Here is an 11408-nt window from a genome sequence, read left to right on the forward strand (position 1 = left end):
AAGCCGATTTATTGGAGTTATGCATGCGAGAGCGCTTTAGCGGAAGCTGAAGTGGAATACAAGATGAAAAAATCGCCCTCCATTTTCGTGGCGTTTGGTTTGAAAAAGGAGAGTTTAGAAAAATTAAAAGTCAAAAAAGCGAGCTTGGTGATTTGGACGACCACGCCTTGGACTTTGTATGCGAATGTGGCGATCGCTTTGAAAAAAGACGCTGTTTATGCACTCACCCAAAAAGGCTATCTAGTCGCTAAAACCTTGCATGAAAAGTTAGCCGCTTTAGGGGTGGTGGATAGTGAGATCGTGCATGAATTCAATGCCAATGATTTAGAATACTTGAAAGCACTCAATCCTTTAAACCAAAGAGATTCTCTAATCACTCTAGGAGAGCATGTTGGTTTAGAAGATGGCACAGGGGCTGTGCATACCGCTCCTGGGCATGGTGAAGAGGACTACTATTTAGGCTTAAAATATCATTTAGAAGTGTTAATGTCTGTAGATGAAAAGGGTTGCTATGATGAGGGCATTATCCATAACCAATTATTAGATGAAAGCTATCTGGGCGAGCATGTTTTTAAGGCTCAAAAACGCATTATAGAGCAATTGGGCGATTCTTTATTGCTGGAGCAAGAGATTGAGCATTCCTACCCGCATTGCTGGAGGACGCACAAGCCTGTGATTTACAGAGCGACCACGCAATGGTTTATTTTAATGGATGAGCCTTTCATCCAAAATGACGGCTCTCAAAAAACCTTAAGAGAAGTGGCTTTAGATGCGATTGAAAAGGTGGAATTTGTGCCAAGCAGCGGGAAAAACCGCCTAAAAACCATGATAGAAAACCGCCCTGATTGGTGCTTGAGCCGGCAAAGAAAATGGGGCGTGCCACTAGCCTTTTTCATAGACAAACGCACCAATAAGCCTTGTTTTGAAAGCGAAGTTTTAGAGCATGCAGCCAATCTTTTTGAAAAAAAAGGCTGTGATGTGTGGTGGGAATACAGCGTAAAAGATTTATTGCCCCCTAGCTATCAAGAGAACGCCACGCATTATGAGAAAGTCATGCACATTTTAGACGTGTGGTTTGATAGCGGTAGCACCTTTAAGGCGGTTTTAGAAGACTATCATGGAGAAAAAGGGCAAAGCCCTAGCGATGTGATCTTAGAAGGGAGCGATCAGCATAGGGGGTGGTTTCAAAGCTCGCTTCTAATCGGCTGCATTTTAAACAACCAAGCCCCTTTTAAAAAGGTCATCACGCATGGCTTTATCGTAGATGAAAAGGGCGAGAAAATGAGTAAATCTAAGGGCAATGTGGTGTCTTTGGACAACTTACTCAAAAGGCATGGGAGCGATGTGGTGCGTTTGTGGGTAGCGTTTAATGACTATCAAAACGATTTGAGGGTCTCTCAAACCTTTTTCACTCAAACAGAACAGCATTATAAAAAATTCCGCAACACCCTGAAATTCTTACTCGCCAATTTTAGCGATATGGATCTTAAGGATTTGGAACGCTCCCATAACTTCAGCCCTTTAGATCATTTTATATTAGAGGCTTTAGAAACCATAAGCGTTGGAGTCAATAGCGCGTTTGAAGAGCATGATTTTGTGAAAGGCTTGAATATTTTAATGGCGTTTGTTACCAATGAATTGAGCGGGATTTATTTAGACGCTTGTAAGGATAGCTTGTATTGCGATAGCAAAAATAATGAAAAACGCCAAGCCATTCAAATGGTCTTACTCGCTGTGGCTAGTAAACTGTGCTACTTTTTAGCCCCGATTTTAACGCACACGATTGAAGAAGTTTTAGAGCATAGCCAAGTGCTTCGCGTTTTTTTACAAGCCAAAGATGTGTTTGATTTAAAAGACATTAGCGTTTCAGAAAAACTCCACCTTAAAGAGTTTAAAAAACCAGAAAATTTTGAAGCCGTTTTAGCCTTGCGTTCTGCCTTTAATGAAGAGTTAGACCGACTGAAAAAAGAAGGCGTCATTAAAAATTCGTTGGAATGTGCTATTGAAGTGGGAGAAAAAGCGTTGTGTGGAAATTTAGTGGAAGAATTGCTGATGGTAAGCTTTGTGGGGATTGCAAAAGAAAAATTGAGCGAAACGCCAGCATTCACGCTCTTTAAAGCCCCCTTTTATAAATGCCCCAGGTGTTGGCGTTTTAAAAGCGAGCTAGAAAACACCCCTTGCAAGCGTTGCGAACAGGTTTTAAAAGAGCGATAATAAAAGGATAGGGCTTTTGGAAACTTTACAAACCCATAGAGTTTTACAAGCCCTAATTGGCCATTTTACCCCTTTTTTAGAAAGCGGGATCACCGAGCTGATGATCAATACCGAGCAGGAGCTTTGGCTTTATAAAGTCAATAACACCCGAGAAAAAAGAGGGCATGCGCTTTTTGATAAGGCGTTTTTGTTGAGATTTTGCGAGCAATTGGCCAGTTTTAGGGGGTTGTTTTTTGATGAAGAGCACCCCACCTTAAATTGCTCTATCCCTTTCACGTGCTATAGGGTGAGCGCGAATCATTTTAGCATCACCACGAACCATCAAATCACGCTCAATATCCGTGTGCCTAGGCTTAAGCCCTTAAGTTTAGAGGATTTCACTTTCAAAGCAAGCGATCCAAAGGGTTTGAAAGATTTAGCGCTTAAAGGGCATAACATTCTCATTAGTGGGGAGACTTCAAGCGGTAAAACTAGCCTATTAAACGCTCTTTTAGATTGCGTCAATAAAGACGAAAGGGTGGTGAGCGTTGAAGACAGCCAAGAATTGGATTTAAAAGCGTTTAGTAATTGCGTGGGGCTTTTAGTGGGCAAACAAGAAAACACACGCTTTAATTATGAAGACGCTCTCAATATGGCCATGCGTTTAAACCCGGACAGACTCATTGTGGGCGAGATTGACACTAGGAATGCGGCGCTCTTCTTGCGTTTAGGAAACACTGGGCATAAGGGCATGCTCTCAACCATTCACGCTAATAGCGCTCAAAACACTTTAGAAGCCCTTTCACTGAATTTAAGCATGCGTTATACGCATTCTTTAGATAAGGATTTGATGCGAGCGTATTTTAAGAGCGCGATTGATGTGATCGTGCATGTGAATAGAATCAACAATGAGCGCCAAATCGCTGAAGTCTTATGGACTAAAGAGCTTTAAATGCCCCTAAAATCCTTAAAAAACCGCTTGAATCAGCATTTTGAACTATCGCCTCGTTATGGGAGCGTGAAAAAAATCATGCCCAATATCGTCTATGCGGATGGTTTTAACCCGTCTGTGGGCGATGTGGTGAAGATTGAAAAAAGCGATGGCACTGAATGCGTGGGAATGGTGGTGGTGGCAGAAAAAGAGCAGTTTGGTTTCACGCCCTTTAACTTTATAGAGGGGGCTAGGGCTGGCGATAAGGTGCTGTTTTTAAAAGAGGGGTTGAATTTCCCTGTGGGCCGTAATCTTTTAGGGAGGGTGCTTAACCCTTTAGGGCAAGTCATTGACAATAAGGGGGCTCTAGATTATGAGCGGTTAGCGCCTGTGATTACAACGCCTATAGCCCCTTTAAAAAGAGGCTTGATTGATGAGGTTTTTAGCGTGGGGGTGAAGAGCATTGATGGGCTTTTGACTTGCGGTAAGGGGCAAAAATTGGGCATTTTTGCCGGCTCTGGGGTGGGTAAATCCACGCTAATGGGCATGATCACTAGAGGTTGCTTAGCGCCCATTAAAGTGATCGCTTTGATTGGGGAAAGGGGCAGAGAAATCCCTGAATTTATAGAGAAAAACCTGAAAGGGGATTTAAGCTCTTGCGTGTTGGTGGTCGCTACGAGCGATGATAGCCCTTTAATGCGCAAATACGGGGCTTTTTGCGCGATGAGCGTGGCGGAGTATTTTAAAAACCAAGGGCTAGATGTGTTATTCATCATGGATTCAGTGACTCGTTTCGCTATGGCTCAAAGAGAAATCGGTTTAGCATTAGGCGAACCGCCCACTTCCAAAGGCTACCCCCCATCCGCGCTTTCCTTATTGCCTCAATTAATGGAGAGAGCGGGCAAGGAAGAAAATAAGGGGAGCATTACGGCTTTTTTTAGCGTGCTAGTAGAGGGCGATGATTTGAGCGATCCCATAGCCGATCAGGCCAGGAGTATTTTAGACGGGCATATTGTTTTAAGCAGGGAATTAACCGATTATGGGATCTATCCGCCTATCAATATTTTAAACTCCGCATCAAGGGTGGCTAAAGACATCATCAGCGAGTCTCAAAACCTTTGCGCGAGAAAATTCCGCCGTTTGTATGCGTTATTGAAAGAAAATGAAATGCTCATTCGCATCGGATCTTATCAAATGGGGAACGATAAAGAGCTTGATGAAGCGATTAAGAAAAAGGCTTTAATGGAGCAATTTTTAGCGCAAGATGAAAACGCTTTACAGCCTTTTGAACAAAGCTTTCAGCAATTAGAAGAAATCTTAAGATAAAAGGAATATGATGGAATCACAACTCATGAAACTCGCCATTGAGACTTATAAAATCACTTTGATGATTTCTTTACCGGTATTACTAGCGGGCTTAGTGGTGGGGCTGTTGGTGAGTATTTTTCAAGCAACCACCCAAATCAATGAAATGACTTTGTCTTTTGTGCCTAAGATTTTAGCCGTGATCGGGGTGCTGATTTTAACCATGCCGTGGATGACTAACATGCTTTTAGACTACACCAAAACCTTAATCAAGCTCATTCCTAAAATCATAGGCTAGAAAATGCTAGAAACTATTATTGATTTTTCTCGTTACAGCAGCGTGAAAATCGGCACGCCTTTAAAAGTGAGCGTTTTAGAAAACGATGATGAAATTTCTCAAGAACACCAAATCATAGGTTTAGCGAACAACCTTTTAATCGCTCCTGGTGCGAAAAATCTCGCTTTATTAGGCAAGAACTACGATTATATTTGCGATCAGGGCGAATGCATTGAAATAGGGGGAGCGGCCAACTCGTCTAAAATTTTTAATTATTTTAGGGCGAATGGTTTAGGGGGTTTGGAGTTTTTAGGGCAATTGCCTGGCACTTTAGGGGCGTTAGTTAAAATGAATGCGGGCATGAAAGAATTTGAAATAAAAAATGTTTTAGAAAGCGCTTGTGTTAATAATCAATGGCTAGAGAATGAAGCGTTAGGCTTAGATTACCGCAGCAGCAAATTTAAGGGCGTTGTTTTAAGAGCGAGGTTTAAAAAAACGCATGGCTTTAGAGAAGGGGTTTTAAAAGCGTGTAAAAGCATGCGCAAAAGTCACCCCAAATTGCCTAATTTTGGGAGCTGTTTCAAAAACCCGCCTAACGATTATGCGGGCAGGCTTTTAGAGGGCGTGGGCTTAAGGGGTTATCGCTTGAAAAGAGTGGGCTTTGCCAAAGAGCATGCGAATTTTTTGGTGAATTTGGGGGGCGCAGAATTTGAAGAAGCCCTAGATCTGATAGAACTCGCCAAAACCAGAGTGTTACAAGAATACGGCATTCATTTAGAAGAAGAAGTGAAGATTTTGAGATAGGGTTGAAAAGCTTTATTGGAAATTTTATAACCAACACTCCATTAAAATAGAATTAAAAATAAAGACTATAACCCACTAAACAAAAGGCTAACGCTAGACTAGGGAAAGGGCTAACCGAAAACATGGTTTTTAAGATATATGGATTTAAGAGATTGTTTTCAGTAAGTCTTTTTTGAGTGTTTAGATAGTTTTTGATTCCACCTTTTAACTTTCTCAACAATAGTGCTTGATAAAGCAATAGGCACAGCAACTTACTCATTATCTTTGAGTGTGTGTCAAAATATATGGTTTTGAAATGAAGTTTTCGCACTCAATCAGATTAAAATAAACCCATGATAGAATATAGAGAAATTTTATACAAGGATTATTGATTGGAATTTACAATCACTTCTTTATTTAGTGGGTGCGGAGGATTGGATTTGGGATTTTGTGGAGGGTTTGACTTTTTAAATCGGTACTATACTAAAAATCCTTTTAAGATAATTTATGCTAATGATTTGGATAAAAATGCTATTTTAACCTATCAAAAAAATCTTAACGCACATATTGAATGCAAAGATGTTAAGGAAGTTGATTTTGATAAATTGATGCCCACTGATATTGTTTTGGGTGGTTTTCCTTGTCAAGATTTCAGTTTTGCCGGCAAAAGAAAGGGGTTAAAAAGTGAAAGGGGGCAACTTTATGAGAGCATGATTAGATGCGTAAAAGATTTAAAGCCTAAGATTTTTCTTGCTGAAAATGTAAAAGGTCTTTTAAATATTGATAATGGAAACACTTTTAGAAAGATTTTGGATAGCTTTAAAGACTTAGGCTATATGGTTAATTTTGCATGTTTGAAAGTAAGCGATTTTGGAGTATCGCAATTAAGAGAGCGAGTCATTATGGTAGGCGTTAATGAAAGTTACTTTAAAGAGCCTTTTAGTTTTAAAATATTAAAGAAAAGTCATGCCCCTTTTGTGTATGAAATATTGAAAGATTTGGAAAACTTAACAGAAGGGGCTATGCCTAATCATTTTTATTCTAAGGCTAAACGCAATAAAGGACAAGGCAATCATGCTATTAACAAAGATGCCTACGCTCCTACTATGCGAGCCGAACATCATGGCAATATTGAATACCACTATAATAATCATAGGCGTTTGAGTGCAAGAGAAGCTGCACGCATTCAAAGTTTCCCAGATAATTTTATTTTTTACCCTAGCACCTCATCAGCTTATAGGCAAATTGGCAACGCTGTGCCACCTGTCTTTGCATGGCATTTAGTGCAAGGAATAAAGGAATTTTTATATGCAAACATTGTTCAATGATGAGAGAATGATATTAAAAATACAAGAAAAATTACCTTATTTATTTCAGCTTGTAGAAAGTGAAAACAGCAGGGATGGTAAATTAGGAATGGAGATTGGTTCAGCTAGAGAAAGGGTAATTATTGCTCTTATGCTTTATTATTTTGGTAAAGAGAATGTGCAAACTGATTTAGCTATCACACAAAAAGAGGTAGATGTAATTGTTTTAGATAAGCCTTATTCCATTAAAACCGCTCAAACATTGAACGGCATTAAGCTAATATAGACTACTGATGCTTTAAAAATACAAGAATTTATAGAGAGTTACAAACCAAATACAGACATTTTATTTGTGCATGTTTGTTGGAGAAAAGAGGGAGGGTTTTACTATATTCCTAGTGCTATACAACAAAGAGTTTTAACAACTAAAAGTAAAGAATTTTATTTTAAACTTCCTAAAAGCGGGACAAATTCTAGGGGAGTGGAAATTTCAAAATTAGCCTTATTGGAATGTATTGCTCACAAAGACACACTAAGAATTCCTATTTTTTGGGAACGCACAAATAACTTAAAACATTCTCCATATGATAAATATTTAGAACTATGGCAATCCTAAAATCCCTATGTTATTCTTAATAAACTCTAAGAATTTTTGGGGTATCAAAGGCTTTAGAACACTAAAAAATCATCGCAGGCATGAAAGCTTTTTTATGAATCACTGATGCTATAAAAAATAGGAAAGGCTTTATTCTGATTGGGTGTTGATTATAAAAGAGCTTGATTTTAATTTTAATGGTGCGATAACTTTTTAAAAGCTAGGGGGTTAGGGTATCGCAAAACACCCCCTATATCCCTATAAGTTTGCATAATACTATAAAATAAAATGACGCTACTTGCAAAGAATTTTAAAAACTTCAATCGTTTTTCCATGAATGTCCTTTAAGAGAGTTTGAAAACTTTTTTCAAAATATTTTTTACCCTAAAATAAAAATAATCCCTAATAGTTTTCGATCTGATGTGGGTTTTAAAAGATTGCATTTGTTGGTCTTTGGCCATTTCAAGGCGTTCTTTAAAAAAATCGTTTTTAAAAGGGGTGCAAAAAAGGTTTGCAAGCCAAAAACACGCTTGTGCTTCATAGCAAATCAAACGCCCGTTCAAAGAACTGACAGAACGCCACGGCTTGTATTTGATGAAATGGAGCATGATGATGTTTTTATCGTAGTGCTGGTTGAAAAAGTCAGAATAGCAATTATAATGAATAGGCAATTCTAAAATGCGTTCCCAAAACACCATATTAACCAAACACTGCTCAGGGTAGAAAAGGTCTTTCCCTCTAGTTTTTAGAAATTCTAAAGCGGTTTTTTCAAACCCGTATTGGCGCCACAAATCTAAATTCGCTACCAAAAAACCCATGTTAAAGCCTTGATGGATGCGTTTCAATTCGTTTGGGCTAAAGCGTGAAAAATCCATTTTAAAATTCTTGCAAGCGCACTCGCAAAAATCACAAAAGGCTTCAAAAGGAAGGCGGGAAAAAGTGTCTCTCACCATGCCAAGTGATTTAGTGGGGTTATTATCTAGCGCAAAATAAGCGCTCGCAACATCGCCCAAAAACACCGTATCTGCATCTATAGAAATGATTTTAGAATAATTAGGGAAGAGTGAAGCGAGCAAAAGCCGGCACAAAACAAGAAGCCCGCCATAACGCTTGGAGCAAGACTCATTAAGATAGCTTTCTATGGAATTGTCTAGCGAATTAATGTCTATGAACTCTAATGAAGCGAATGTTTTAAAAGGCTCAAGGGTTTTTAAAAGCTTGTTTTGCTGCTCTAAAGTGACTCCTTTAATCAAGCAATGGATTTTATACACGATGTTAGCGCCTAAAAGCTGGTTGCTTTGATTGAGAGGGCTAAAATCTATCGCGCTTGTGTGCCTGCTCGCATGTGAAAGCAAAGAATAAAGGCTCACGCCAGCCCCTAGCGCGTAATTCTTATCAAAACTCATAAAAATAGGGATAATTTGATTTTGCAAAGTTTGCGTATCCATTAGATTATCCTTTAATAGCGCTTTTTGAGTGTTTTAAAATCGCATGCCTGATTTCTCCAACGCTCCCCACATAAAGGTTATTGAATTGGGTTTTATTGAAAGTGTTTTGGCGCTTGGCTAATTTTAGGGTGTTAGAAACAATCGCTTCTTCTAGCTCCTTTAAAGTGAGTTGTTTTTCTAAAAAAAGAATGCTCTCTTTAACGCCTATGGCTTTAAAAGGCTGCGAGTCTTTAGGGTATTTGGCATAAAGGGCTTTGATTTCTTCTATAAGCCCACAATCAAGCATGTTTTTGGTGCGCTGTTTGATGTTGTTTGCAAGCGCGCTTTTTTCAATATAAAGAGCGAATAATGAGATAGCATGCTCAAAGGGTTTTTTGGGGTTAGCCTTAAAATACTCGCTTGGGGGCGTTTGGGTGGAATAAAAGATTTCTAAAGCCTTATGGATGCGGTAAGTGTCGTTTGGATGGATTTTAAAAGCGATCGTAGGGTCAATGGATTTTAAAAACGCGTAAGGGTCAGCTAGGGCGCTGATTTCTCGCTCTATTTTTACAACCTCCTCACCGCTAAGTTTTGGCATGCTGCTCAAACCTTCTAAAATGGATTTTAAGTAAAAACTGCTTCCCCCCACAATGAGTAATACCTCTTTAGAAGACACTCTCATGGCGTCCTCTAAAAGGGTTTTAAAAAGAGAGGCGTTATTTTTTTCATCAATGTTAAGGCAATCTAGGGCGTAATGCTTGATGTTTTTTCGTTCTTTCAGGCTCGGTTTAGCCGAAGCGATATTAATATCTTTATAAATGCTCAAAGAATCCAAAGAAAAGATTTCAGCGTCCAATTCTTGGGCTAATTCAATAGAAAGAGCGCTTTTCCCGCTCCCGCTAGGCCCTAGAAGTGCGATGAGTTTCTTAGGCGTTTTGATGAACGCTCTCCCTCTTGTAGGTATTTAAAAACCCTTCTAAGTCAAATTTTTTACGGCATTCTTCGGTGAAAAGATGGATCATCAAATCCCCCAAATCCAAAATGATCCACTCTTCATTAGACTCATCTATCTGGTAAAAGACTTCGCCTAAAGGCTTAAGGGTGTTTTTAAGCGTGTCTAATAAAGAAAGGGCATGCTTATTCGCTAGCGTGGTGGCGATAATGACATCTTCTACCAAGTAGGGGGTTTTGGATAAATCAATATGCGTAATATCAAAAGCCTTTTTTTCATCTAATAAAGCCGTAATCGTTTCTATGCGTTTGTTCATGAGTTTCCTAAAAAATGGGTTAAAATAGCCTTATTATAACTTAAATCAAGGAAGATTAATGACCCCTGAATTAAAATCCCTAGGCGCTAAAACGCCCTATATTTTTGAATACAACAGCCAATTATTAGAAGCTTTCCCTAACCCAAACCCCAATTTAGACCCCTTAATCACGCTAGAGTGTAAGGAATTTACAAGCCTTTGCCCCATCACTTCCCAGCCGGATTTTGGCGTGATTTATATCCGCTATATCCCTAAAGACAAAATGGTAGAAAGCAAGTCCTTAAAACTCTATTTATTCAGTTACAGAAACCATGGGAGTTTTCATGAGAGCTGTGTCAATACGATTTTGCTAGATTTAGCCCGATTGCTAGAGCCAAAGTATCTGGAAGTGTATGGGGATTTTGCCTCTAGGGGCGGGATTGCGATCAAGCCTTTTGTGAATTATGCGATCAAAGAATACCAGGAATTTAAAGAAAAACGCCTTTTGAATGCAAAATAACGCGCAAAGATAGGGTTTTAAGATTAAAGCCCTTCCAAATTGAACGGACAAATGAGGGGGAGAACGGAAAAAGAAAAATAAGACAGCAAGATTAAAGAATAAAAGATTAAAGAAAAAGAGAGCCACCCCATAGGGGGGGAGATTATTCTTTTAACTCCGCCTTCTCTTTATCTAACTTGTCTAAATGCTCATCAATTTCCTCCAATAAAGCAAGTCCCATAACAGGGTAAATGTCTTTTAGCAAGTTTTCAGTAAGACCCGCACAACTTAAACCATACTTATTGATACCGCCATCACAGAGCAATTGAGCGATAAACATCGCCTCGTTTTTATTTTTAGGCATAATTTCAGCCCACCAACCACTCGGTGATAAGTCCCTTATCTCTTTTTGAACCTCACCTCCGACAGCATACTCTCGAATAACATTACAGAATAAACTAATACTAATCCTATCCATATGATCAAAAGACTCAACACTAGTGAGCGACAAGTCCCTATTTTCAATAAAATGTAACCACTCCGCATCGCTATGGTGATTTAAATCTTTCGCATGAGTAAGGGCGGTTATAATAATAGCAGACGCCTGATTACCACTCCCCTCAAAAAACATAGGGGCTAATAACGAGCCGAGCCTACTTTTTCTGTCGCTTAAAGTGTAGTCCTCCGCAATAATCTCAAAGCTAGTCTTATCGCTGTCTTTAAATCCAAAAGCGAGTTTAAATCTATCCTCTTTAGGCTCTTTAGGAGTAGTAGTCCTTTGCTTGATAGTAGGACCGCTCGTTACGATTTTAAGCCCTTTCAACAAATCATCAGCTCTTTTTTC

General features: G+C 39.2%; 11 protein-coding genes and 1 pseudogene. 8 read left to right on the top strand and 4 right to left on the bottom strand.

Features of this window, described 5'->3' with window-relative positions; translation table 11 throughout:
* From ileS to DV63_RS18320, 7 genes and pseudogenes are all read left to right on the top strand, one after another.
* Window positions 1-2214: isoleucine--tRNA ligase (ileS, locus tag DV63_RS17165; RefSeq protein ID WP_020982495.1), on the top strand; the 2214-nt coding region annotated here is incomplete at its 5' end.
* A gap of 16 nt (window positions 2215-2230) precedes the next feature.
* Entirely contained in the window at window positions 2231-3145 is a 915-nt protein-coding gene (locus DV63_RS17170) for a CpaF/VirB11 family protein (protein ID WP_000449339.1), read from the top strand.
* Complete coding sequence (fliI, locus tag DV63_RS17175) at window positions 3146-4450, top strand: flagellar protein export ATPase FliI (protein ID WP_001128779.1); 1305 nt, start codon at window positions 3146-3148, stop codon at window positions 4448-4450.
* A 10-nt stretch (window positions 4451-4460) separates the two neighbouring features.
* A complete protein-coding gene (fliQ, locus tag DV63_RS17180) occupies window positions 4461-4727 on the top strand; it encodes a flagellar biosynthesis protein FliQ (protein ID WP_000445741.1) in 267 nt (88 codons plus the stop codon).
* Between the two features lie 3 nt (window positions 4728-4730).
* A complete protein-coding gene (locus DV63_RS17185; protein WP_000894422.1) occupies window positions 4731-5510 on the top strand; it encodes a UDP-N-acetylmuramate dehydrogenase in 780 nt (259 codons plus the stop codon).
* A gap of 371 nt (window positions 5511-5881) precedes the next feature.
* A complete protein-coding gene (locus tag DV63_RS17190) occupies window positions 5882-6817 on the top strand; it encodes a DNA cytosine methyltransferase (protein ID WP_000397251.1) in 936 nt (311 codons plus the stop codon).
* Window positions 6798-7412, top strand: a pseudogene (locus tag DV63_RS18320) (ThaI family type II restriction endonuclease). Before DV63_RS17190 ends, DV63_RS18320 begins: the two are co-directional and overlap by 20 nt.
* 323 nt (window positions 7413-7735) lie before the next feature.
* On the opposite strand, the gene DV63_RS17200 reads toward DV63_RS18320, so the two are convergent.
* From DV63_RS17200 to rsfS, 3 genes are read right to left on the bottom strand one after another with little or no spacing between them, the layout of a single operon-like run.
* On the bottom strand, window positions 7736-8839 hold the full coding sequence (locus DV63_RS17200) for a glycosyltransferase family 8 protein (protein WP_000381104.1): 1104 nt from the start codon (window positions 8837-8839) through the stop codon (window positions 7736-7738).
* Window positions 8840-8843: 4 nt separating this feature from the next.
* Window positions 8844-9782 (bottom strand): tRNA (adenosine(37)-N6)-dimethylallyltransferase MiaA, encoded by a 939-nt coding sequence (gene miaA / locus DV63_RS17205; protein ID WP_172635383.1) that lies wholly within the window; start codon window positions 9780-9782, stop codon window positions 8844-8846.
* The gene (rsfS, locus tag DV63_RS17210; protein ID WP_001042233.1) at window positions 9745-10086 is read right to left on the bottom strand and encodes a ribosome silencing factor; all 342 of its coding nucleotides are present in this window, start codon (window positions 10084-10086) and stop codon (window positions 9745-9747) included. The genes miaA and rsfS overlap by 38 nt, the downstream gene beginning before the upstream one ends.
* A 58-nt stretch (window positions 10087-10144) precedes the next feature.
* Here rsfS and queF point away from each other — a divergent pair, with 58 nt between their 5' ends.
* On the top strand, window positions 10145-10585 hold the full coding sequence (gene queF / locus DV63_RS17215; RefSeq protein ID WP_000187088.1) for a preQ(1) synthase: 441 nt from the start codon (window positions 10145-10147) through the stop codon (window positions 10583-10585).
* Between the two features lie 142 nt (window positions 10586-10727).
* Here the strand turns inward: queF and DV63_RS17220 are convergent.
* On the bottom strand, window positions 10728-11408 hold a 681-nt coding region (locus DV63_RS17220), incomplete at its 5' end, for a hypothetical protein (protein ID WP_020982496.1).

Origin of the sequence: Helicobacter pylori FD535, assembly GCF_000296015.2 — a bacterium.
Lineage (GTDB): Bacteria > Campylobacterota > Campylobacteria > Campylobacterales > Helicobacteraceae > Helicobacter > Helicobacter pylori_CT.

Bases quoted from the DNA above. Each gene is read 5' to 3' on its own strand.
- fliI (WP_001128779.1), top strand. From the start codon at position 3,146: ATGCCCCTAAAATCCTTAAAAAACCGCTTGAATCAGCATTTTGAACTA.
- fliQ (WP_000445741.1), top strand. From the start codon at position 4,461: ATGGAATCACAACTCATGAAACTCGCCATTGAGACTTATAAAATCACT.
- DV63_RS17185 (WP_000894422.1), top strand. From the start codon at position 4,731: ATGCTAGAAACTATTATTGATTTTTCTCGTTACAGCAGCGTGAAAATC.
- DV63_RS17200 (WP_000381104.1), bottom strand. From the start codon at position 8,839: ATGGATACGCAAACTTTGCAAAATCAAATTATCCCTATTTTTATGAGT.
- rsfS (WP_001042233.1), bottom strand. From the start codon at position 10,086: ATGAACAAACGCATAGAAACGATTACGGCTTTATTAGATGAAAAAAAG.
- queF (WP_000187088.1), top strand. From the start codon at position 10,145: ATGACCCCTGAATTAAAATCCCTAGGCGCTAAAACGCCCTATATTTTT.